Origin of the sequence: Burkholderia sp. A2 (genome assembly GCF_001729305.1) — a bacterium.
Lineage (GTDB): Bacteria > Pseudomonadota > Gammaproteobacteria > Burkholderiales > Burkholderiaceae > Burkholderia > Burkholderia sola.
Genome location: NZ_LZXX01000057.1, coordinates 32,622 through 56,978, shown reverse-complemented (window position 1 = coordinate 56,978; position 24,357 = coordinate 32,622). Strand labels below are relative to the sequence as shown.

Genomic DNA, 24,357 nt, shown 5'->3' with positions numbered 1-24,357 from the left:
AGTGCGAACGGCGACGAAGTAAACCGGCGGGACCGGCGGCAGAGGAAAAAAGTGCGCAACCGCTGCGGCTGCGCACGCCTGGCATTATGGCATCAAGGATTCGAAAGGAAGCGGGCGCCCCGCCTGAAAGCTTGTCGACTGACGTTTCGGCGCGACACCGGGGCCGGCACGGCGCTCGGCTAACGAACCATCTCGACCTGCACCACCGCGCCGCCATCGTCGGCCGACTGCACGGTGATGCGCTGCCCGGACACCGTGTCGACGAGCGACTTGCCCGGCATCAACGGCGCATCCTTCATGCCGTCCTTGCTGCCCGGCGTCGCATCGACGAGCGTGTTCTGAATACCGCTGCCCGGATAGCGGACGATCCGCACGGCCACGCCATTGACGAACGGCGACGTGTCGGGCCAGTCCTCGTACGTGCCCTTCGCCCCCCGCGGACGACGGAATTCGAGCAGCAGGTAGGAGCCGTCGCCGCGCGGCAGGCGATAGCCCTGCTTGCCCGGCAGTGCACTCCAGAGCGGCGCGAGGCGGTACGTGCCCGGCTTGACGAGCAGCGGCACGTCGGCCTCGTCAAGCCACCCCGCGAACAGCTGGTAATCGACGGGATACATGCGCCGGCCGCCACCGCCCACCGTATCGGCCGGATCGTCGATGCCACCCTTCGCGCAGCCGCCGCCGAGCATGACGGCGCCGCCCTCGATCGGGCAATTACGCAGCGAATCGGGATGCCCCGCGCCCAGCCCGTGACCGAATTCGTGCGCCCACATCCAGTACGCGTGGCCCGAGCCGTTCGACAGAATCCATTGCCCCGGCCGCGCCGCCAGTCCGGCGAACTTGCATTCGCTCGAGTACGGGAAATCGACGAACAGGTAGTCGAACGCGCCGGGATCGACGCCTCGCACCCGCGCGGCGGCCCTCGCCCGCTCGAGGATGGCGCCCGAATTGCAGCCGGCCGGGAATGCGCCGAGATCGACGTCCTCCAGCATCCTGCCGCCGAGCGTCAGCTTGCCGCGCGACGCCAATCCGACATAGTGCGCGAGCGAACCGTAACTCGCGCCGTCACCAAACACGGCCTTGCGAATCGGCTCGGCAGGATTCGCCGTCTGGCCCGTGAAGTGCGCGGACATCAGCAGCACCCGGCGATCGCCCGTCACGATTCGCATCGGCGACGGCAATTCGCCATCGTAGGTCCAGTATGCGGCTGGCTGTTCGGCGGCCGGCAGCATGGCGAGCGTGCGGTCCGTCGCTTGCAGCGACGCGCCCCTGCCGACATCCGACCAGTGCTTGTTGCGCATCGTGAACGAGCCGCTCATGTCGACGTCCGCGCGCCACATCCGCGTCGTCGGATAGTCCGTGCCGTCGCACGGCCACATGTTGACCGTGCCCGGGTTCGACGGGGCCGCGCGCAGGCAGACGCCCCGGCCCTGCGATTCGGCGAGCACGTTCTTCACCCTGAAATAGCCGTTGCCGGCCTGCACCATCCGCCAGCGCTGCGCGTCGGCTCCCGAACACGCGTCGAACCCGACATCCGTGCCGTTGCTTGTCGAAACGGACAGGCAAAGGTTCTCACCGGCTGCGTGGTTCCTGATGGCGAGGCTCGTGTCGACCGGTGCGGGCGGATCGGGCGGCGACGGTTCTTCCGTCTCGGGCGGTTTCGGCGCAGGCGGTTCTTCCGTCTCGGGCGGTTTTGGCGCAGGCGGCGCTTCCTTCTCCGGCGGATGAGGTACCGGCGGCGGCTCCGGCGACTGCGGGTACACCGGATCCGGAGGCGCTCCCGGCTCGTCGGATACCGCGACGGTATCCGCAACGACCTCTTGCTCCTGCGGCACTTCCTTTTCCTGCGCGACCACGGCGGGCGAGTCGGAATCCCCCCCTCCGCACGCCGACAACGTCACACTCGCGACCACGCAAAGCAAACTGAACGACCACCCACGCCGAAATACGACAAGACTCATGTTCGATGACCCATTATTGGACAGGGAATCCGCGCGCGAACCGACCAGCCCGGGCACGCCGGCTCGGGCTTCGATTCGCAGTGCATAAAGAAATGGAGGAATGCCGCGGCAATGAGCACGGCACAGGCGGCTGGTGCGAACGCGTCGCGACCGCGGAAGGCCAATGCTAGATTCAAGGCACTTCGCGGACAATGAGACATGTACGAAATTCGTAAATATGTACGAACCTCGTTTCGGTATTCCTGCGCAAAGCCACGGCAATCGCGTGAGCCGTCACGAGCGTAGAGCGGCCGCACGGCAGGCATCATCGGCGCCCGCCTTGAATCGCCGATTCTCGATGCCTGCCCGGTAGCGCCGACCGGTCGTCCTGGCGAGCAAGCGGCCCGCGTGCGCGACGCCTACGATCCGCCGAACCAGTTGTAGCCCTGATCGACCCAGTAGCCGCCGGGGAACGTATCGGTCACGAAGATTTCCATGATGTGCTTCGGGTTCTTGTAGCCGAGCTTGGTCGGCATCCGCAGCTTCATCGGGAAACCGTACTCGGGCGGCAGTGGGTGACCGTCGTACTCGAATGCGAGCAGCGTCTGCGGATGCAGCGCGGTCGGCATGTCGATGCTTTCGTAGTAGTCGTCGGCGCACTTGAAGCCGACGTATTTCGCCTGCGTGTCCGCGCCGGCGCGCGCGAGGAATGCGCCGAACGGCGTGCCGCCCCAGCGGCCGATCGCGCTCCACCCTTCCACGCAGATGTGTCGCGTGATCTGCTCGGCGTGCGGCAGCGCGCGAAGCTCGTCGAGCGTCCACACGCGCTTGCCCGTTACACGGCCGGACAGCACGAGGCGGTAGGTCGACTCGTCGACGTGCCGTACTTCGTCGATCCCGTAATACGCGTTGAACGGAAACGGCCGCGTGATGTCGGCTTCGGTATAGGTCGGCGCGAGCTGGTTCGGGTTGAACAGCCACGCCTGCACGCGATCGTTCATGCGCGACACTTTCTCGAGGAACGTGTTGACCGATGCGTCGTCCTGCAGCGTGCAGCCGGTCAGCATCGCGAGGCCGCCGAGCGTCAGCACGCGCCGGTTGAACAGCCGTCGCGACGGCATCTCGAGTTCGCGGCGCACGTCGAGTTCGAGCGATTTCCGGTCGAGCGTCCAGCGCGGCTCGCCGCGGGGTTTTTCGGATTCCGACATGATGATTTCCTTCGCCCGCGAAGCGGGTCAGCGGCCGCGCAGCATCGCGAGCAGCGAGCGCGGCACCAGCAACGCCATCGCGACGTGGACGGCTACGAATGCGACCAGCAGCGCCATCGCCCAGAAGTGCACGATGCGCGCGTTGTCGTAACCGCCGAACAGCTCGCGCAGCAGCGGAAATTGCACCGATTTCCAGATCGTGAGCCCCGACAGCACCAGGACGACGAGATCGACGATCGCGGTCAGGTACGCGGCACGCTGCACCGCGTTGTAGACGCTCAGGTCGTCGTGCGACAGCCGCCCGCCGAGCGCGGCGCGCACGTCGCGCCACACCGACGCGGGCGTCACGGGCAGCAGCTTGCGTGCGAAGCGCCCCGTCGCGATCGACATCGCGAGATAGAACAGCCCGTTGCCGACCAGCAGCCACATCGCCGCGAAATGCCATTGCAGCGCGCCGCCGAGCCAGCCGCCGAGCGTGATGCCGTGCGCGAACGTGAACGACGGATAGATCGGCGACGCGTCGTAGATGCGCCAGCCGGACAGCGCCATCAGGATCGCCGCGAGCGCGTTGAGCCAGTGGCTCGCGCGCACCCACCGCGGATGGATCGTCGGTGCGGGCGGCGGCGCGCTCGTGCGATCCGTGACAGGAACCGTTTGCATGATGATGACTCCCGCAATGGTGCGACGGGACGCGACGCGCGCCGATGACCGGCCGGCCGCGCCCCGCACGCATTCGTCAGTTCGACGGGCTCATGGCGTTCTTCTTCATCGCGTCGCCCTTCTTCATCGCGTCGTGGCCCATCGCATCCTTCTTCATCTCATGCTTCTTCATGCCGTCCTTCTTCATCGCGCCGTCCTTCGCCATCGCGTCGTGGCCCATCGCGTCTTTCGACATCGACATGCCGTCCTTCGACATCGCATCGTTCTGCGCATGGGCGCCCGTTGCGATCGTGGCGAGTGCGGCGACACAGGCGGCAAGGAATACGTTTTTCATGACATCTCTCCGATACATGGGTTTGGGAGCCGAATAGACGGAGGACGCCGCAGGAAATGACAGCGATGTCGAAAATTTTTTTCGAAGCAGGAAACAACGGACGGAAATGCTGCACCGCCCGCCCCTTCTGTCCCGGGTGACACGGCGGGCAGACGGCAGCGCCTGCTGCAGCGCACCGCAATGCGCGTCGGCGTCCGCGCCCCCCGCTGCCCGCCGACGTCGGCTTCGCACCCGGTTGAAACCACCGCCAAGCCGGTGTATCGTGTGCCCTTGCTAACGCGGGGGTCCTGCAATGCGTTCGGTCAAACAACCGGCATTGCGGGTGAGAAATACCCTTTGAACCTGATCTGGATAATGCCAGCGCAGGGAAGCGTACGGATTTCGCCGCCATCCTTCTGACGAAATCCGCCGCCTCACCAAGCCTCGTCTCCTGCTTAGCTCGAGCCCCACATTCGTCAAGGGCTCCGGGCAAGCGCCGACGCGCCTGTCCGGCGCCCGCACAGGAGATTGCATGAACGCCAATCCGAAGTTTCTGTCTGCCGACGCCCATGTCGACGCCGCCGCCGTCGCGCCGCTGCCCAATTCGCGAAAGGTTTATGTAACCGGCTCGCAGCCCGACATCCGCGTGCCGATGCGCGAGATCACGCAGGCCGACACCCCGACCGGCTTCGGCGGCGAGAAGAATCCGCCGATCTACGTGTACGACACGTCGGGCCCCTACACCGATCCGGACGCGAAGATCGACATCCGCGCGGGCCTGCCCGCACTGCGCCAGCGCTGGATCGAAGCGCGCGGCGACACCGAGGTGCTCCCCGGCCTGTCGAGCCAGTACGGCCTCGAGCGCGCGGCCGACCCGGCCACGGCCGACCTGCGCTTCCCGGGCCTGCACCGCAACCCGCGCCGCGCGCAGCCCGGCAAGAACGTCACGCAGATGCACTACGCGCGTCAGGGCATCATCACGCCGGAAATGGAATACATCGCGATCCGCGAGAACCAGCGCCGCGCCGAATACATCGAGAGCCTGAAGTCGAGCGGCCCGAACGGCGCGAAGCTCGCCGCGATGATGGGCCGCCAGCACCCGGGCCAGGCGTTCGGCGCCGCGGCCTTCGGCGCGAACGCGCTGGCCGAGATCACGCCGGAATTCGTGCGCGACGAAGTCGCGCGCGGCCGTGCGATCATCCCCGCCAACATCAACCACCCGGAATCCGAGCCGATGATCATCGGCCGCAACTTCCTCGTGAAGATCAACGCGAACATCGGCAACTCGGCCGTCACGTCGTCGATCGGCGAGGAAGTCGACAAGATGACGTGGGCGATCCGCTGGGGCGGCGACACGGTGATGGACCTGTCGACCGGCAAGCACATCCATGAAACGCGCGAGTGGATCATCCGCAACAGCCCGGTGCCGATCGGCACGGTGCCGATCTACCAGGCGCTCGAAAAGGTCAACGGCAAGGCCGAGGACCTGACCTGGGAAATCTTCCGCGACACGCTGATCGAACAGGCCGAACAAGGCGTCGACTATTTCACGATCCACGCGGGCGTGCGCCTGCAGTACGTGCCGCTCACCGCGAACCGGATGACGGGCATCGTGTCGCGCGGCGGCTCGATCATGGCGAAGTGGTGCCTCGCGCATCACAAGGAAAGCTTCCTGTACGAGCACTTCGAAGAGATCTGCGAGATCATGAAGGCGTACGACGTGAGCTTCTCGCTCGGCGACGGCCTGCGTCCCGGCTCGATCTACGATGCGAACGACGAAGCGCAGCTCGGCGAACTGAAGACGCTCGGCGAACTCACGCAGATCGCGTGGAAGCACGACGTGCAGGTGATGATCGAAGGCCCCGGCCACGTGCCGATGCAGTTGATCAAGGAGAACATGGATCTCCAGCTCGACTGGTGCAAGGAAGCGCCGTTCTATACGCTCGGCCCGCTGACCACCGACATCGCGCCGGGTTACGACCACATCACGTCGGGCATCGGCGCCGCGATGATCGGCTGGTTCGGCACCGCGATGCTGTGCTACGTGACGCCGAAGGAACACCTCGGCCTGCCGAACAAGGACGACGTGAAGGAAGGGATCATCACGTACAAGCTCGCCGCGCACGCGGCCGATCTGGCCAAGGGCCACCCGGGCGCGCAGGTGCGCGACAACGCGCTGTCGAAGGCGCGCTTCGAGTTCCGCTGGGAGGACCAGTTCAATATCGGTCTCGACCCGGACAAGGCGCGCGAATTCCACGACGAGACGCTGCCGAAGGATTCGGCGAAGGTTGCGCACTTCTGCTCGATGTGCGGCCCGCATTTCTGCTCGATGAAGATCACGCAGGACGTGCGCGAGTTCGCGGCGCAGCAAGGCGTGTCGGAAACCGAGGCGCTGAAGAAAGGGATGGAGGTCAAGGCGGTCGAGTTCGTGAAGACGGGCGCCGAGATCTACCATCGTCAGTAAGCGCGCGCAGCGGGCCGCGCCGGCTCGTATCGCGATGTGCGAAGCCCGCTTTCGAGCGGGCTTTTTTGCGCATGCCGTGTGCCTGCCGGCCGATGCGAAACAATTGATTACGAAACCGCGCGAGCCTTAACAAGTCCTTACAGCAGTAGCGCGGGACGGCGCGTAGATTGGGGACATGCACGGCCGCCAGCCGGTCGTGCGCCTTCCGTTCACTACCACAAGGACAACGATCATGAATTCGATTCGGCGTTTTGGGGTATGCGCGCTCCTCGTCGCGACAGTGGCCAGCCTGTCGGCCTGCGATTCGATGTCGCGACGCCAGCGCGATACGGCAATCGGAGCGGGTGTCGGCGGCGTGGCCGGCGCGGCGATCGGCGGCAATGCGCTGTCGACGCTGGGCGGCGCGGCGGCCGGCGGCATCATCGGTAACCAGGTCGGCAAGTAAGCCGGCCCGACACCGGCCGGTTGGGCGTCGTCGCCCGGCCGCGGGCCGGGCGGTCCAACGGCGTTTCCGCGGTGCGGAAGCGCCGTTTTCGTATGTCCTGCCGCAACCGGCGCGGCCGCTCCGCCCGGAAATGATCGGTTACCGTTTTTCATGCCGTGTCATCGGTACTCGGCCTAAGCTACAAGCATCTGCCGATAGCCGGCTCCGCCGGAGACACATCATGAACAGGACCTTCGTCGCCGCGGCGCTTGCCTGCACGACGCTTGCGGGCTGCTACTACCCGTACGGCTATATCCCGGCGGGCTATTACACGGCGGCGCCGGTGCCGGTGCAGCCCGCGCCCGTGTATGTCGATCCCGCTCCCGCGTACTACTATCCGGCGCCTGCGTATGCGCCCGCGTGGGGCGGTTATTGGGGCCCGGCGCTGTCGCTCAATTTCGGCTTCGGCGGACGCGGCGGCTGGCGTCATCACTGATTCTGCCCGGCCGCGCCGCACGCGCTCGGCGTCCGCCGCCCGGCGGCAAACCGGCGGAATTCCCGTTTCTTGTCGTTTCATCCGATCATGAAACGACGGGGCGGTAACGCGGTGTAAGATTCCTCGCATCCCGTCCCCGCCCTCGCCGATCGATGTCACCCAAGAACGCTTTCCTGCTGACCGTGCTCGCCGCCCTGTGGGGCGCATCCTTCCTGTTCATCCGAGTCGGCGTCGTCGATTTCGGGGTCGCGCCGCTGATGGCGCTGCGCGTGGGCATCGGCGCGCTGTTTCTCGCGGGCTTCGCGCTGACGCGCTTCAAACCCGCCGATCTCGGCGCCCGGCTGCGCCGTCATGCGTGGCCGCTGTTCGTCGTCGGCGCGCTGAATTCGGGCATCCCGTTCTGCCTGTTCGCGTTCGCCGAGCTGACGCTGTCGGCCGGCGTGACGTCCGTAATCAACGCGACGACGCCGCTGTGGGGCGCGCTCGTCGCTTACCTGTGGCTGAAGGACAAGCTGTCGCTGCCGCGCGCACTCGGCCTCGTCATCGGGTTTGCCGGCGTGCTCACGCTCGTGTGGGACCAGGTCGCGAACGCGCACGGCGACACGGGCGCCGGCGCGACCGCGCTCGCCGCGGCGGCCGCACTCGGCGCGACGCTGCTGTACGGCATCGCGGCCAACTATACGAAACGCAAGCTCAGCGGCGTCGATCCGCTCGTCAACGCGGCCGGCAGCATGATCGGCTCGACCGTGCTGCTGGTGCCGTTCGCGATCGCGACGTGGCCGGCCGCGCCGGTCGGCGTGCACGCCTGGGGCGCGGTGCTCTCGCTCGGCGTCGCGTGCACCGGCATCGCGTATTTCATCTTCTTCTACCTGATCGCGCATGTCGGGCCCGCCCGCGCGATTACCGTCACGTTCGTGATCCCCGTGTTCGGGCTGCTGTGGGGCGCGCTGTTCCTCGGCGAACACGTGTCGGCCGTGATGATCGAAGGCTGCGTGATCGTGCTCGTCGGCACCGCGCTCGCAACCGGCGTGATCAAGCGGATTCCCGGCGTCCGACCGCGCGGCGGCGAGGCGACCTGACGATCGGCGCGCCGGGCGCGCACGAACCGCCGCCGGTCGCCCGTGGCCCGTGGCCCGTGGCCGCCGCGCGGCGATGCCGGTGACGACGCGACGCGGGTTGGCCGGCCCGCCCCCGATCGCACCGCGGCACGCGGGCATTCGTCCCATTCGTCTGACGGCGGCAGCCGGCCACCGGAATGTCCCGTATCGGGCCGCGCATCGGGCGGCAGCAACGCACGGTCGTACCGCCGCGCTGCCGCGGGATCGGCATCTGTCGCCGTCACGCGCTTCGTTTCGCGACGGTCATGCACCGGACGCATGCACGCGGCGCCCGTCGCCGCGCCGCCGCGTACGGGCGGAATCGCGGTGTACCGTTTGCGTCTGGAGTTACCCTGATACGCGCGCCGCGGCAATCCCGTTACACTCGGAAAACTCATCCGCAGAAGGCGTTTCGATGCCCTACGTTCTTTCGCGTCCGCCTGCGCATGCGGCTGCATCGGCGTGGCGGGGCGTCGGCGCCCCGCCACCCGCTTCCGGGCACCGTTGACATGAAGCCCGCTCGCGACCTGTCGCTCGACGCCCTGCTCGAACGCCTCACGCCGACACCCCACGGCTGGCTCGCCACCTATCGCACCACGACATTGCGCAGCGTGTTCCAGCCCGTGCTGTCGATCACGCACAAGCGCGTCGTCGGCTACGAGGCGCTGCTGCGCGTCGTCGATGCAAACGGTGCGCTGGTGTCGCCCACCGCCCTGTTCGACAAGACGCGCGGCGACGCCGACGCACTGCTGCTCGACCGGCTCGCGCGCTGCCTGCACACCGCCAACTTCGTCACGCAAGGCATCGGCGACGGCTGGCTGTTCCTGAACGTGACGCCGCGCGTGCTCGACACGGGCCTCGTGCAGCGCGAGTTCGTCGAGGCGCTGTGCCGGCATTTCGCACTGCCGCCAAACCGCATCGTGCTGGAAGTGATCGAACAGCCGGCGCGCGACGAAGCCGCGCTCGCCCGCACGATCGACATGATCCAGCATCGCGATTTCCTGATCGCGATCGACGATTTCGGCACCGGCTTCTCGAACTTCGACCGCGTGTGGCGGGCGCGGCCCGACATCGTGAAGCTCGACCGCTCGCTCGTCGAGCGTTCGACCGGCTCGGCCGACGATCGCCGCATCATGCATCACCTCGTGTCGATGCTCCACCAGGCCGGCGCGATGGTGCTGGCCGAAGGCGTCGAAAGCGACGACGCACTGCAGGCGCTGATGGAAGCCGACATCGATTTCGTGCAGGGTTTCCAGTTCGGCCAGCCCGACGCATCGATCGCGCACGCGAGCGCGGCGGCGCCCGCGATGCTCGACGCCGCATGGCGGCGCTTCATCGCCCGCCGGCACACGCCGGTGGCCGCCGAGCAGCCGGGCTTCGACGCGATCGAACGGCTCGTGCTCGGCGGCGCGGCCGCGTTTTCGGCGAGCGGCAACCTGCAGGACGCCGCGCAACGCGTATTCACGGTGCCGGCCGCGCGTCGCGTGTTCGTCACGGACGAGACCGGCGAACAGTTCCTGCCGTCGATCGGCGCACCGCCCGACGACAGCCAGGCGAGCGTCACCCGTCTCGCCCCGCTATTCCCCGAGACCCACAGCAACTGGTCGCGCCGCCCGTATTTCCAGCGCGCGATCGCCGCCCCCGGCCGCGTCGCGCTGATGGGCCCGCACTTCTCGCTGACGGAAGGCCGCGACTGCTATACGGCTGCCGTCGCGATCCGCGCGCAGAGCCGGCTCGTCGTGTTCTGCGTCGACTTCGTGCTCGACAGCGCGGGAACCGTGATGCGATAGCCGGCGCGCACGGCGGACGTTCGCTCGCCTGCGACAGGCACCGACCCTTCGTTCGTCAGTCGACCACCTTCCCGCGCCCTGACTTCACCACGCTGCGGCGCGACTTGTGCTCGAGCCGCCGCTCCTTCGACGCGCGCGTCGGCCGCGTCGCGACCCGGGCGCGCGGCGTGTACGCGACGCTGCCGATCAGCGCATCGAGCCGAGCGAGCGCGGCCTCGCGATTCTTCTCCTGCGTCCGATATTCCTGCGACTTGATCACGACGATGCCTTCGCGCGTGATGCGCTGGTCGGACAGCGCGAGAAGCCGCTCCTTGAGGACCGGCGGCAGCGACGACGCGCGGATGTCGAAGCGCAGATGAATCGCGCTCGACACCTTGTTCACGTTCTGCCCGCCCGCGCCCTGCGCGCGCACGGCCGTCCATTCGACCTCGGCCGGATCGAGCGTGTAACGGATCATCATCGCGAAGCCTCCATGCGGCGCCGCGCAAGCGCCTCGTCGACGCGGGCCGCGAGCCCCGAATCGCGCTGCGTGCGCGTCGCGACCGCCTGCGCCAGCACACGCCGCGGCCCGATCACCTGCACGCGCGTGCGCGCGCGCGTGACGGCCGTATAAACAAGCTCGCGCGTCAGCACCCGACCGAACGATGCGGGCAACACGAGCGCCGCTTCGTCGAATTCCGAGCCCTGCGACTTGTGCACCGTCAGCGCGAACGCCGTTTCGTGCGGCGGCAGCGCGGCCGGCGACACCGCGCGCGCGGTGCCGTCCGCGCGCCGGAACCACACGCGCAGCACGCCGTGCGCGTCGGGCAGCGCGATGCCGATGTCGCCGTTGAACAGCCCCAGCGCATAGTCGTTGCGCGTGACCATGATCGGCCGCCCGGTGAACCAGTGCGCGCCGACCGCGAGCGGCACGCGCGCCGCATGCCGCACGTGCGCGGCCACCAGCGCGTTGACGTGTTCCGCGCCGCGCGAACCGCTGCGGGTCGCGCACAGGATCCGGAACCGGTTGAGCGCGTCGAACAGCGGCAGCGGATCGGGCACCGGCGCGGCCAGCGCGGCGCGCAACGCGTCGAGGTAGGCGCCGAAGCGCCGTGCGAGCCGCTCGACCGTCGACGACGCCAGCGTGTCGCCCGCATCCTCGTGAAACGACGCGGCGGCCGACTCGTCGGCGGGCAGCGCATCGAGTGCCGCCTGTACGTCGCCGCGACGGATCGCGAGCGACAGCCGCCCGATCGGCGAATCGAGACCGAAGCGGTAATTGCGTTCGAGCCACACGACGCAGTCCGCGAGCGGCGCCGGAGCGGGCGTGCCGGCGAACGCGGCGACGGCTTCGCCGGTCAATGGCGATGCGGCCGCCGTCGCCGATGCAAGCGCCGCGTCGCCTGCATCGAACGGCGGCAGCTCGACGGTGTCGAGCCATGCGAGTTCGTCGGCCTCGATCCAGGCGGGCGCATTGCCGTCTGGTGCGCCAGCATCATCGGCCAGTGCGGACTCCGTGGGCTGCGGCGGCGCGATGTCGATGTCGGCCGGCGACACGTCGTCATCCTGCGGTTCGTCGTCGAAGAGCGACGCCTGTCGCGCATCGACTTTCGACCGACGCGACGATTTGCGCGAAACGTGAGCAGACGCCGATGGCGACGCCGGAGCACCTGCGGACGCAGGAACCGGAGGCCCGGCTGGAACCGCTGCCGGCGGCGCAGCTTCGTCCGGCACCGGCAACGCCGCGACGAATGCCGCCTCGTCGACGCCCAGCGCCTGCGCGATGCGCGTGCGCGCCGCGACGGTGAACGCCGGCCGCGCGCTCAGCTCCGCGAACACGGCGCCGGCCTCGACCGCGGCCAGTTGATCCTTGTCGCCGAGCAACACGAGCCGCGCACCCGGCGCAAGCGCGTCGAGCAGATGCGCGGCGAGCGCGACGTCGATCATCGACGCCTCGTCGACGACGATCAGGTCGTACGGCAGCGGATTGTCGCGATGATGCCGGAAGCCGGCCGCCCCGCCGCCGCCCAGCAGCCGATGCAGCGTGTACGACGTGTCGGGCAGGCGCGCCGCGAGCTCGGGCGGCAGATCGCCGGCGCGCGCGTGCAGCGCCTCCTGCATCCGCTGCGCGGCCTTGCCGGTCGGTGCGGCCAGCGCGATGCGCAGCCCCGGGTGCGCGTCGAGCAGACAGGCCAGCACGCCAACGACGGTCGTCGTCTTGCCCGTGCCCGGCCCGCCGCTGACGATCGTCACGCGGCCCGTCAGCGCGACGATCGCCGCGACGCGCTGCCAGTCGACTTCGCCGGTAGCCGGCCCGAAGTAACGGGCGAGACTGTCGCGCAAGCGCTCGGGCGACAGACCTTCGTCCGGCGCGGCGACGCCGGCCTGCGCGACGAGCGCATCGGCGAGCCGCCGTTCGTAATCGAAATAGCGCGACAGGTACAGGTGATCGAGCCGATCGACGATCAGCGGCCGCTCGTCGCCGCGAGCGAGCGTGCCGAACGCGACCACGCCGCTCGCGGCGAGCGCGGCGCGGACTTCGTCGAGCGGCGCTTCGTAACGCTGCGCGAGCGCGGCGAGCGCGACGCACACGTGCCCACCGGCGGTCGCGCGGCTCGTCGCGAACGCGGCGCGCGCCGCCCAGCGCGCCGACGCGGACGGCGCACCGGCACGCCGCGCGAGGTCGCCGATGCGGCGCGCGAAGCCTTCCGCGAGCGCGATGCCGAAGTCGGCCGGCTCGGGCAGCCGCGCGACGAGACCGCCGGTGAATTCGAGCATGTCGTCGGACGCGGTCATGCGCGCCCCCCTTCCATCATCCGGTCGAGCGCGTCGACGAGCGCGCGGGCCGGCCGCCGCGCATGCACGCCGGCCGGCTCGCCGCCGCTGCGCCAGCCGGGCCGCACGCCGCGCACGAACAGGTACAGGTAGCCCGCGATGTGCGTGTCGTAGTCGTAATCGGGCAGCCGGCCGCGCAGGTAACGATGCAGCGCGACCGTATAGAGCAGCGCCTGAAGGTGATACGCGTGATCGGCCATCGCGACGTCGAGCGCGCGCGGGCCATAGGCATCCGGCGTCGTGCCGAGGTGGTTCGACTTCCAGTCGACGATCCAGAAACGGCCGTCGTGTTCGACGATCATGTCGATGAAACCCTTGATGAAACCGGCGAGCGTACCCGCCTCCAGTGCAACGTCCGGATAGCCGTGCGCGACCAGCAGCCGGCGCAGCGCCAGCAGGTCGAGCGACGGCGCCGGGAACAGGAAGCCCATTTCGTCGAGCCGCTTCGCCGGATCGAGATCGGCGAGCCGCATGCCCGGCACGAGTTCGGTGTGCACGACGTCGTCGACAAGCCGCGCCATCATCGCCGGCAGACGCGTCGCAAGCGCCGGCTCGGCCTCCACCGGCCGGTCATGCAGCGCGCCGAGCGCGGCCTTGTGCCACGATTCGGGCTCCGTGAACCGGCTGAGCTCGAACAGGCGGTGCAGACATTCGCCGGCCGCCGCGCCGCGCGGGAACGCGAGGATGTCGTCGTCCGGCGGGTCGGCCGCGACCGTATCGGCCAGCATCGGTTCACCGTCCGGCGTCACCGCGGCCAGCGCATCGTGATCGGGCCGCAGTTCGTCGTCGGGCACGGCCGCGCCCCCCGCCTCTTCGCGCGCCATCGACGCGGTCAGCGAGCTGAAGCTCGCCATTCGCCAAGCATCGCGCAGCACGCGCGTCGCATGGCGCGCCGCGAGCGTCTGCGACGCGTCGTGCCCGGCCGCGAGACGCTCGCGGCGCGCAGGCACGGGCAGCGGCGCGACGCTCACGGGGCCGCCCGCGAGCGCGCGCCACGCCGCATCGAGCGCAGCTTCGTCGGGCGGCTCGTCGAGCCACGCATCGAACGCATGGCCGGCGCCCGCGACGAGCCAGTTGAGCACGCTACGCCGCGCTTCGCGCGTCGAGCGCGACGACAGGTAGGGCCCGGCCACGACATAGCAGCGATAGACCGCGCGCGTGAGCGCCACGTAGACGAGCCGCGCGCGCTCCGCCGCCTGCTCGCGCAACGCCTGCCGCGCCGCGTGCGCGGCCGCTTCGTCGTCGCATCCGTAATGCAGCACCGCATCGCCCGCGTCGTCGTGATACTCGCGCGCATCGGGCAGCGCGGACGACGGCGGCTCGCGCAGCCCGCCGTCGTTCAGGAACGGGCAGAACACGACCGCGTATTCGAGCCCCTTCGACTTGTGCACCGTGACGATCTGCACGAGGTTGCGATCGGATTCGAGCCGCAGTTGCGCTTCCTCGCCACCGCCATCGAGCCGTTGCGCGGCGAGCCAGCGCAGCGTGGGCGCGATGCCCGGCTGCGCGGATGCACGCGCCTGCGTCAACTCGGCCAGATGGTTGACGTCGGTCACGCGTCGCTCGCCGTCGGCACCGGCCATCAGCCGTTCGGCGATCCGCAGCTCGCGCGTGAACGTGCGCCACATCACCGCGAAGCCGCGTTCGCGCCACAGCAGCCGATACCGCGAGAAGCGTTCGACCCAGCTCATCGCGTCGGCGCTGTCGGCCGCCGACGCGCTGGATGGCGCATCGCCGTCACCCTGCTCCATGCGCCACAGCGCGCCGGCATCGAGCCCGAACCAGTCGGACGCGAGCGCCGCGCGCAGACGCCTCAGGTCGCCCGGCGCATCGATCGCCGCCAGCACGCGCTCGAGCTGCTCGGCGTCGCCGGTCGAGAACACCGACGCCTGCGCCAGCTCGACGCTGCCGATGCCCCACGTCGCGAGCACGCGCTTCACGAGGCTGCCCTGCCGGTGCGTCTGCACGAGCACCGCGATGTCGCCCGGCGACAACGGCGTGTCGCCCAGCCGCACGCGCCCGTCACGCGCGCCGCGCATCAGCCGCGCGATCTCGGCCGCGCAGGCTTGCGCAGCCTGCGCTTGCGCATCGCGCTTGAGCAGCGTGCCCTCGCCGCCCGGCAGCGCCCACACGCGGAAATCGCCGGCCGGACCCGGATCGGTTTCGTCGACGAACGGCGCACGCACGCGTGTGCCGGCGCGCACCGCGTAATAGTCGAGCCCGTCGAGCACGAACGCGCGCGGATTCGACATGAAGAAACGGTTGCATGCGTCGACGATCGCGGGCGTCGAGCGCTGGTTGACCGCGAGCGTGTAGCACGCACTCGCCCGTGCGCGCGCCGCGAGATAGGTGTGCAGATCGGCCGCGCGGAAACTGTAGATCGCCTGTTTCGGATCGCCGACGAGGAACAGCGGGCCGCCCGGCGCGAAGATCCGGTCGAAGATCGCGAACTGCAGCGGATCGGTATCCTGGAACTCGTCGATCAACGCGGCCGGATAACGTGCGCGCAGCGTCTCGGCGAGCCACGGATGCGCGTGCAGCGCGTGATACAGGTTCGCGAGCAGATCGTCGAACGACACGACGCGCCGCGTGCGCTTGCGCTCGGCCAGTTCGCCCGGCGCCATGTCGAGCCATTCGGCGATCAGCGCGAGCCAGCGCGCGCGCTGCGCGGCCTCGGCGGCGGCCACGGCCGCCTCGAGCGCGTCGGCCACGTCGAAGAACGCGTGTGCGGGCGTCGCACCGCCTTTTTTCGTCGCCTTCGTCAGCGCGGTTTGCGTGAGCTTCAACGCGGCTTTCGGCAGCGCGGCCGTCGCGTCGCCCTGCTCGAAATGCACGGCCCACGCGGCGAGCGCATCGGCGAGCGCGTCGGGCTTGTGCGAGCGTTGATTGAGCGCCGGCTGCGCGGCGCGCAGCAACGCATCGATCGCGTCGCGCTCGGCCGCCCACATCCGCGCCGCCTCGGCGAAGCATTCGGCGGCCGCCGCTTCGGCCGATTCGTCCGGCTCGGTCACGCCGTCCCAGCGCAGCGCGGCGAGCGGCTTCTTCAGCCGGCGCGCGAGCTGCGCATCGAGCGCGGCCGGGCCGGCGCCCGATTCGACGAGCCAGGTCGCGAAGCCCGGCCAGCGCGCGGCCGCCGGTTCGACGCGCGTGCGCCAGAAATCCGCCGCGAGTTCGAAGCGCAGCGACGCATCGTCGGCCTCCATGTCGAACGCGAACGGCATCGCCGCCGCGAACGGCGCTTCCTGCAGCGCGCGCTGGCAGAACGCGTGGATCGTATGGATCGCGGCCTGGTCGAACCCGCGCAACGCGCGGCGGATCCGCTTCACGGCCGTCTCGGCGTCGAGCGCGCCGCCTTCGCCTAGCGTGGTCTCCAGCAGGCGTGCGATGAACGGATCGCCGCCGTCGTCGCCCGTGTCCAGCGCATGCGCAAGCTGTGCGAGCCGGCTTCGAATCCGCTCGTGCAACTCGGCCGTCGCCGCTTTCGTGAAGGTCACGACGAGGATTTCGTCCGCGCCGAGATCCTTTTCGAGCAGCAGGCGCACGTACAGCGCGCAGATGTTCCAGGTCTTGCCGGTGCCGGCCGACGCCTCGATCTGGTTGACGCCGTCGAGCGGGCACGCGAACACGTCGAGTTCGAGCGCCTGCTGCTGCGACACGGCACTCATGCGACCTCCTTCAGATGCTCGACGAACGGCTCGAACACGAGCCGCGCAAGCGTGCCGAATGGCTCGTCGAGCGACGGATGCGCACCGCGCCACGCGATCGCGATCGCCGGATCGTCGGCTTCGCTCACGACCCGCTCGTTGATCCACACGCTCGCGGCCTTGGCCTCGCCGTCAGATACCCGCGCCCACGCACTGCGCGGGAAAAACCGCAGCGGCATGCGTCGCCCCGCGCGAAACAGCGCGGCCAGCGGCGCGAGCCGTTCGAGCGGCGCCGCCACAGGCGTCAACTCGAACGCGCCGCCGCTGCCGAACCACAGCGTGCGGCGCGGGCCGCCCGGCTCGATCGCACAATAGACGAGATGCGCGAGCCACGCGGACAGGTAGTCGCGCGCGCTCGGCCGTGCATAGCGGTAGATGACCTGCCCGGCCGGCGTCAGCCGGTTCAACGTGCCGTGCAATTCGAGCGGCGCGCTCACCGCGTCGGCCGACAGCATCGCGTCGTCGGCGCCGAACAGCGCCTGCTCGGTGTCGGGCCACTTCGGCACGACGATGAGCGAGAACGGCCGTCGCTCGATGCCGTCAGCCAGCGCACGGCGCACGTTCGACGCAAGCTGCGTCATCGAACCGAGCGCCTGGTCGCGCCACACCGCGCCCGTCGCGCCGCCGGGCAACTCCGGGCTCGCGTCCGCGATGCGCAGCGCGTGATCGTGCACGCTGCCGTCGCCCGCTTCGATCAGGAGCGGCAGCACGCGCTCGGCAAGCGCGTCGCTGCCGGCAAAGTCCAGCGCGAACGGCTCGGTATCGAGCAGTTCGGCCTGCGCGTCGGCCAGCACGATGCCGAGCCGGCCGCGCAGCAGCGCACGCGCCGGATGCCGCCAGAAGCGTTCGAATTCGCTGAACGCGACGGGCTCGACCGGCTCGGCCGGCAGCGGCTGCGCGAAGAACGGCTGCTCGCGCGGCCCGTCGCGCGACGCTTCGGCAGCCAGCAGCGACGCGAGCGTCGCCCGCTCGGCGTCGTACGAAACGAGGCCGCTGCCGGGCTGGAAGTACGCGGCCGCGAACGGCTGCAGTGGATGCTCGACGATGAACGCGCGGCGCGCGGCGTCGACCGCGTCCGGTGCGGCGCCGGGCCCGGCCGTGACGTCCGCCAGATGATCGAGCAGTTCGTCGACGAGCGCCGCGGGCGGCAACGGCGCATTGTCGCGGATGCTGCGGCCCGTATAGGCGATCAGCAACCGGTCGCGTGCGGCCAGCAGCAAATCGAGAAACAGATTGCGCTCGTCGTCGCGGCGCTGCCGGTCGCCCAGCTTCGGCAGCACGGCCATCAGGTCGAATTCGTCCGCGCGCGCGAGGCTCGGCAGCACGCCGTCGTCCATCCCGAGCAGGCAGACGACGCGATACGGCAGCCCGCGCAAGCTCGTCAGCGACGAGAACGTGACGCCGCCCCACGGCACACCGCCGCGGGCCGGATCGTCGAGCGCCGCCGCGAGCCCCGCGCGGACGACGGCCGCCGGCAACGCCTCGTCGGGCGCGCCCTCCGTCATCGCGGCCAGCATCGCGTCGAGCGCGTCGCGCACGCCGGCGAGCGCGTCGGCATACGCGGCGCCCGAATCGAAGAAGCGCGCGAGCGTGTCGGCAAAGAGTTCGCTCCAGCCGCGCGGTGTGTGCGGCTCCGCGAGCCGCCGCGCGAAGCCGTCGAGATCGTCGGTGAAGCGTGCGAGCCGGCCGAGCAACTCGGCCTCGCTGCCGGTGGCCGCCTCGATCGGCAGCCATGCACCGATCGGCGCCGCGCCTTCGGGCATCGCATAGCCGAGAAAGAGCCGCGCGAGCGCATCGGAGAACGTATGGCGCGGCGCGGGCACGGCCGCGTCGTCGCTGGCGAGCGGCGACAGCCCGCGCCGCGCGCCGGCGGCCGCGAGCCAGGTCTGCACCGTTTCGAGCGCGGCCGCGTCGATGTCGTAGCGCGCGGCCACCGCATCCACGCGCAGCCATTCGACCAGCTCCGGCGCGCCGACCTGCCGCTCCGGCAACGCGAGCCAGTCGAGCAGCACGCGCGCGACCGGGTTCGCCTGCGACGGCGGCAGGCCGGTGATCCGGTAAGGCACCCGCGCGCCGCCGGCGCCGGCCGTGCCGAACACCGCGTCGATCAGCGGCCCGGCCGCGGCAAGATCGGCCACCGCGACGAGCACGTCGGACGGCTGCAGGCTCGCATCGGCGTCGAACCATGCGAGCAGCCGGTCGTGCAGCACCTCGAGCTGGCGCGCGAGGCTGTGGCACACATGCACCTCGATTCCGCGCTCGACCGGCGTGTCGCCGATTTCGGCTTCCGGCCGCAGGTCGAGGATCGCGTTCTGCACGCGCGCGAGCCAGGTGGGCGCGGGATTCTCGACGAAACGCGACGCATCGCCCGACGCGGCGCTTTCGGTCAGCTCATGCAGCATGTGCAATTGCGCCTGCGTCTGCCTGCCCCATTCGGCGAGCAGCGGATGGCCGACTTCCTGGTAGTCGCGCCGGCCGGCCGCATCGAGCGCCTCGGCGTGCGCGGCGGTCACGATGTCGAACCAGAATTCGCGGCACGGGTTCAGCGCGTAGACGCGCACGTCGATCCAGCGCGACAGTTCGCGCAGCAGCGCGACGTGCAGCGGCGGCATCGTCGGCAGCGCGAACACGCTGACCGATTCGGGCCAGTCGGCGCGTGCGACCGCATCGGCATCGAGATGGCGCGCCTCGACGAGGAAACGGTGCGCCGGCGGCGTACCGCTGTCGCTGAGCTCGGCCAGCAGCGCACGCCACAGCGCGGCCTGCCAGCGTTCGTCGTCGCGCGCGGCGTCGCTGATCCCGCGCGGCGCGCCGTCACCCGCGAGCACCGATTCGCCGGCCTGCCACGCGCCCAGCCATTCGGGGCGATAGGTCAGGTAGTGATCGAGCACGGCCGCGACGCGATGAGCCAGTTCGTAGCGCATCGCGTCGTCGGAGGCCGACAGGTACGCGGCCAGCCGCGGCGACGCGAGCCACGGCGCGTCGCCTGCCGGTTGCGCGAACAGCCGGTAGCAGCGCCACACGAGCCGGTCGGGCGCGAACGGCGAACGCGCGGGCACCGTCAGCACGCGGCCGATCTGCGCCCACAGCCACTGCGCGAGATAGGTGAACTCGACGTTCGCGCACACGCCATTGCGCGCGGCGATGTCGAGCTCGAGGCGGCGGCGCAGCGCCGCGCTCGGCACGATGACCTGTTGCGGCGCCCACGGGCCGTTGCGGGCCGGGAACGCGGCCAGATCCTCGAGCAGCGCGTCGGCCAGCGTTTCGTGACGGTTCGAATAGAAAAGATGGAGCATGAAGCGGGCGTCGGAACCTTGCACCGGCGGGGCCGGGCGAACAGGATCACCAAGGATAGCAAATGGGCCGCCGCCGCGAACCTCGGCCGGAAAGCCAGCTTTTGCGAGCCGCGAAATACGATAGACTCGTCGCCAGTCAATACGCCGCCCCGGGCGTCTTCGTCTGTCATTCAGCTCATCGATGCGCTATTCGGTCGAAATCAGAAAGTTTTTCTACAGCCAGTACTTTTTCGGCGGCCTGCGGATCGCGGTCGGCGTGTCGCTGCCGGCCGTGTTGTGCCTGATCGTGTTTCACAACCGGGAGCTCGGCTTCACGATCTCGACGGGCGCGCTCGGCGCGTGCGTCGTCGACATGCCGGGCCCGCTCAAGTACAAGCACAACGAAATGCTCGCGTGCAGCGTGATCGGCTTCCTCGCCGCGCTCGCGACCGGCCTCGCGACACCGAACATCTTCGCGCTGTGGCTCACGATCGTGCCGCTCACGTTCGTGCTGTCGCTGATCGTCGTCTACGGCAACCGCTGGCCGCAGATCAGCTTCGCGACGCTGTTCATGATGGTGATGACGCTCGAGGAGAAATTCACGCCGCTGGAGGCGTTCGTCAACGCCGGCTGGATTCTCGCGGGCGGCCTCTGGTACACGTACTGGGCCACGCTCGTGTCGCAATGGCAGGCACGCCGGATCGAGCAGCAGGCGCTCGCCGAAAGCCTGTTCGCCTGTGCCGACTACCTGCTCGCGCGCGCGCAGTTCTACGATCTCGACGCCGATCTCGACGAGTGCTACCGCAATCTCGTCGCGCGGCAGATCACCGCGGTCGAAACGCAGGAAACCGCGCGCGACATCGTGCTGCGCAACCTGCCGAAGCTGCGGCGCGGCAAGCTCGATCCCGGCCGCACGACGATGTACAACCTGTTCATCAACAGCGTCGACCTGCACGAGCTGTTCGTCGGCGCGCACACCGATTACCCGCTCGTGCGCAACACGTTCGGCGGCTCGGACCTGATCATTTTCTATCGCGACCTGATCCGCAAGGCCGCCGCCGATCTCGAGGAGGTCGGCCTCGCGGTGCTCGAAAACCGCGCGCCGCATTCGCACATCAGCGTGAAGGCCGAGCTGCGCGCGATCGAGTACGAGATCGAGCTGATGCGCAAGAAGAACTTCGCGGCCACCCACGCGGAAGCCTATGCGGCCGTGCTCGCGACGTTCCGGCGAATCTGGAGCGCGACGCGCCTGATCGACCGGATGCGCCGCAACCTGTCGGGCCATGCCGATCCGCAGCAAACCGAACTGAAGATCGACAAGGCGCTCACGCGCTTCCTGCAGCGCCGCCGCATGTCGCCGCTGCTGATCTTCTCGAACCTGAACATGCGCTCGCCGAGTTTTCGCCATGCGCTGCGCGTGACGATCGCCGTCGCGGTCGGTTTCTGGATCGGCCGGCTGCTGCCGCTCACGAACGCATACTGGATCGTGATGACCACCATCATCATCCTGAAGCCCGGCTATTCGCTGACCAAGCAGCGCAATGCGGCGCGTATCGTCGGTACGCTGATCGGCTGCGCGGCGAGCGTCGCGCTGATCTACACGGTCAAGGATACGCACCTGCTGATCGCGATCATGTTCGGGTCGATGGTGATGAGCTACAGCCTGCTGCTGTTCAACTATGCGGCGAGCGTCGTGTTCACGTCGTCGTACGTGCTGCTGATGTTCCACCTGCTCGCGCCGGGCAGCATGCGGATCATCGGCGAGCGCGCGATCGACACGGTGGTCGGCTGCATGATCGCGATCGCCGCGAGCCGGCTGTTCCCGTACTGGGAATACCGGCTGATGGGCAAGCTCGTCACCGACATGCTGACGTCCACCCGCAAGTATTTCGAGGCCGTGTGGCGCGCGGGGCGCGGCATGTCGCCGCTGCCGGTGCCGGCCGCCGACGGCGCGGCCGTCGTCGCGGGCGTCGCGGCCGCGATCGAGTCCCCGGCCGCCAGCCTCGACGACGACTACCGCTACCGCCTCGCCCGCAAGGACGTGCACATCGCGTTCGCGAACCTCGGGCAGGCGTTCCAGCGGATGATGATCGAGCCGAAGGCGCACCAGCGCTTCGTGCCCGAACTGAACGACCTGCTCGTGCAGACGCATGTGCTCGGCGCGCAGATCACCGCTGCCGCGCCGCTGATCCGCAGCGCATGCGCGGCCGATGGCGGTCTCGTTCACGACGACGCGCTGCAGCGCGGCCTCGCCGCCGTGCTCGACAATCTCGAAAAGGCCGAGGCCGGCGAGCCGCCGCCTGCCGACCAGCTCGAAGCGTCGAAGCAGATCACGCGCGATCTCGATGCGATGGTCGTATCCGCGGAAAAATCCGATGCGGTCGGCGCCGAGCTCACGCACGACCTGAAGGTGCTCGCGCACCAGTGCAAGCAGATGCTCGCGTCGTCGCTGCTGATCCGCAAGGACGCGAGCGTGATCCGCCTGCCTGCCTGACCGCGAACATCCACGCCGCCAGGCCGGCCCGCGCGCGACGCGGCCCGGCCACCGGCGCGCTCCGGTTCAAAAACGATTCCCCGGAAGCATGCCCCACCGCGCTCCGCGCGGCCCGCGCCTGCCGCGCGCGACCGCCCCACGCCCCGTTCCGCTCGCCACGCCGGTCAGGGAATACCCGATTCCGGTCACCGGGTCCGGCTTGTTATCATTCGTTCACATTCAAGTTGTATATACAACTTGACGCGCCCGAACCGGCGCCGCTCGCCAGGTTCGTCGCATAACGATATCGGAGACTCGATGAAAAACTTGCAGCGCCATCTGAGCGCGCGGCACATCCGCTTTCTCGCGCTGGGCTCGGCGATCGGCACGGGCCTGTTCTACGGTTCGGCGTCCGCGATCCAGCTCGCGGGCCCGGCCGTGATCCTCGCGTACATCCTTGGCGGCGCGGCCGTCTACATGGTGATGCGTGCGCTCGGCGAGATGGCCGTGCGCGAACCCGTCGCCGGCTCGTTCGGCCACTATGCGACCGAGTACCTCGGCCCGTTCGCGGGCTTCGTCACCGGCTGGACCTACACGCTCGAAATGGTGATCGTCGCGATCGCCGACATCACCGCATTCGGCATCTACATGGGCTTCTGGTTTCCGGACGTGCCGCAATGGATCTGGGTGCTCGGCGTCGTCGCGATCATCTGCGGCCTGAATCTATGCCACGTGAAGGTGTTCGGCGAGCTCGAATTCTGGCTGTCGATCATCAAGGTCGGCGCGATCGTCGCGATGATCGGCGGCGGCGTCGCGATCCTGCTGACCGGCATGCACTTCGGCCATTCGGCCGACGTGCCGACGTTCGCGAACCTGTGGAACCATGGCGGCTTCTTCCCGAACGGCGTCGGCGGGCTGATCGCGTCGCTGTCGGTCGTGATCTTCGCGTACGGCGGGATCGAGGTGATCGGGATGAGCGCCGGCGAGGCGAAGGATCCGGAGCGCGTGATTCCGCGCGCGATCAACGCGGTGCCCGCCCGGATCCTGCTGTTCTACGTGCTGACGATGGTCGTGCTGATGTCGATCAGCCCGTGGACGGGCGTCGGCAGCGACGGCAGCCCGTTCGTGCAGATCTTCTCGGCGCTCGGCGTGAAGTCGGCCGCGACGATCCTGAATCTCGTCGTGATCAGCGCGGCGATCTCGGCGATCAACAGCGACATCTTCGGCGCGGGCCGGATGATGTTCGGGATGGCGCGGCAAGGCCAGGCGCCGCGCGTGCTGATGACGACGTCGCGCCACGGCGTGCCGTGGGTCACGGTGCTCGTGATGGCCGGCGCGCTGCTGGTCGGCGTGCTGCTCAACTACCTGATGCCGAAGGACGTGTTCCTGGTGGTCGCCGCGATCGCGACGTTCGCGACCGTGTGGGTCTGGCTGATGATCCTGCTGTCGCAGGTGGCGATGCGCCGGCGCCTGTCGAGCGCCGAAGTCGCCGCACTGAAGTTCAAGGTGCCGCTGTGGCCGGTCGCGCCGGCGCTGACGATCGCGTTCATGGGCTTCGTGATCGTGATGCTCGGCTGGTTCGACGATACGCGCGTCGCGCTCTACGTCGGCGCGGCGTGGCTCGCGCTGCTCGCGGCGGTGTTCTACGCACGGGTCCGCCCGACATTCGCCGCTGCGTCACGTTGACGCACGGCCGACCTGC

Annotated in this window: 15 protein-coding genes and 1 riboswitch; of the genes, 7 read left to right on the top strand and 8 right to left on the bottom strand. The window is 69.2% G+C overall.

What is annotated here, in order from left to right; genetic code table 11:
• Nucleotides 1-179: 179 nt before the first annotated feature.
• The 4 genes from A9Z05_RS04525 to A9Z05_RS04510 form a co-directional block, all read right to left on the bottom strand.
• A complete protein-coding gene (locus A9Z05_RS04525) occupies nucleotides 180-1,832 on the bottom strand; it encodes an RICIN domain-containing protein (protein WP_069617196.1) in 1,653 nt (550 codons plus the stop codon).
• A 524-nt stretch (nucleotides 1,833-2,356) separates the two neighbouring features.
• A complete protein-coding gene (locus tag A9Z05_RS04520; protein ID WP_069617057.1) occupies nucleotides 2,357-3,145 on the bottom strand; it encodes a molybdopterin-dependent oxidoreductase in 789 nt (262 codons plus the stop codon).
• Between the two features lie 27 nt (nucleotides 3,146-3,172).
• Nucleotides 3,173-3,805, bottom strand: coding sequence for a cytochrome b/b6 domain-containing protein (locus A9Z05_RS04515; protein WP_069617056.1), 633 nt, complete (start codon nucleotides 3,803-3,805; stop codon nucleotides 3,173-3,175).
• Between the two features lie 76 nt (nucleotides 3,806-3,881).
• Nucleotides 3,882-4,139: a pentapeptide MXKDX repeat protein gene (locus tag A9Z05_RS04510; protein ID WP_069617055.1), complete on the bottom strand. Its 258-nt coding sequence runs from the start codon at nucleotides 4,137-4,139 to the stop codon at nucleotides 3,882-3,884.
• 270 nt (nucleotides 4,140-4,409) lie between these two features.
• Nucleotides 4,410-4,526: riboswitch (TPP riboswitch) on the top strand.
• Between the two features lie 124 nt (nucleotides 4,527-4,650).
• Between A9Z05_RS04510 and thiC the strand changes: the two genes are divergently transcribed.
• The 5 genes from thiC (at nucleotide 4,651) to A9Z05_RS04485 (ending at nucleotide 10,389) form a co-directional block, all read left to right on the top strand.
• Nucleotides 4,651-6,582, top strand: coding sequence for a phosphomethylpyrimidine synthase ThiC (gene thiC, locus A9Z05_RS04505; RefSeq protein ID WP_060965798.1), 1,932 nt, complete (start codon nucleotides 4,651-4,653; stop codon nucleotides 6,580-6,582).
• 232 nt (nucleotides 6,583-6,814) lie between these two features.
• Nucleotides 6,815-7,027 carry a glycine zipper 2TM domain-containing protein gene (locus A9Z05_RS04500; protein WP_011545020.1) on the top strand — a complete coding sequence of 71 codons (213 nt, stop codon included), beginning with the start codon at nucleotides 6,815-6,817 and terminating at the stop codon, nucleotides 7,025-7,027.
• A gap of 220 nt (nucleotides 7,028-7,247) precedes the next feature.
• Nucleotides 7,248-7,502, top strand: coding sequence for a hypothetical protein (locus tag A9Z05_RS04495; protein WP_069617054.1), 255 nt, complete (start codon nucleotides 7,248-7,250; stop codon nucleotides 7,500-7,502).
• A 152-nt stretch (nucleotides 7,503-7,654) separates the two neighbouring features.
• A complete protein-coding gene (locus A9Z05_RS04490) occupies nucleotides 7,655-8,581 on the top strand; it encodes a DMT family transporter (RefSeq protein WP_069617053.1) in 927 nt (308 codons plus the stop codon).
• Between the two features lie 527 nt (nucleotides 8,582-9,108).
• Nucleotides 9,109-10,389, top strand: a complete 1,281-nt coding sequence (locus A9Z05_RS04485) for an EAL domain-containing protein (protein ID WP_069617052.1) — start codon at nucleotides 9,109-9,111, stop codon at nucleotides 10,387-10,389.
• A 55-nt stretch (nucleotides 10,390-10,444) separates the two neighbouring features.
• On the opposite strand, the gene arfB is transcribed toward A9Z05_RS04485, so the two are convergent.
• From arfB to recC, 4 genes are read right to left on the bottom strand one after another with little or no spacing between them, the layout of a single operon-like run.
• Nucleotides 10,445-10,849, bottom strand: a complete 405-nt coding sequence (gene arfB, locus A9Z05_RS04480; protein ID WP_069617051.1) for an alternative ribosome rescue aminoacyl-tRNA hydrolase ArfB — start codon at nucleotides 10,847-10,849, stop codon at nucleotides 10,445-10,447.
• Complete coding sequence (locus tag A9Z05_RS04475; RefSeq protein ID WP_069617050.1) at nucleotides 10,846-13,164, bottom strand: AAA family ATPase; 2,319 nt, start codon at nucleotides 13,162-13,164, stop codon at nucleotides 10,846-10,848. The genes arfB and A9Z05_RS04475 overlap by 4 nt, the downstream gene beginning before the upstream one ends.
• Complete coding sequence (gene recB / locus A9Z05_RS04470) at nucleotides 13,161-16,868, bottom strand: exodeoxyribonuclease V subunit beta (RefSeq protein ID WP_069617049.1); 3,708 nt, start codon at nucleotides 16,866-16,868, stop codon at nucleotides 13,161-13,163. Before recB ends, A9Z05_RS04475 begins: the two co-directional genes overlap by 4 nt.
• The gene (gene recC / locus A9Z05_RS04465; protein WP_069617048.1) at nucleotides 16,865-20,203 is read right to left on the bottom strand and encodes an exodeoxyribonuclease V subunit gamma; all 3,339 of its coding nucleotides are present in this window, start codon (nucleotides 20,201-20,203) and stop codon (nucleotides 16,865-16,867) included. The genes recB and recC overlap by 4 nt, the downstream gene beginning before the upstream one ends.
• Before the next feature lie 181 nt (nucleotides 20,204-20,384).
• Between recC and A9Z05_RS04460 the strand changes: the two genes are divergently transcribed.
• On the top strand, nucleotides 20,385-22,676 hold the full coding sequence (locus A9Z05_RS04460; protein ID WP_069617047.1) for an FUSC family membrane protein: 2,292 nt from the start codon (nucleotides 20,385-20,387) through the stop codon (nucleotides 22,674-22,676).
• A 297-nt stretch (nucleotides 22,677-22,973) separates the two neighbouring features.
• Complete coding sequence (locus tag A9Z05_RS04455; RefSeq protein WP_069617046.1) at nucleotides 22,974-24,341, top strand: amino acid permease; 1,368 nt, start codon at nucleotides 22,974-22,976, stop codon at nucleotides 24,339-24,341.
• Nucleotides 24,342-24,357: the final 16 nt, after the last annotated feature.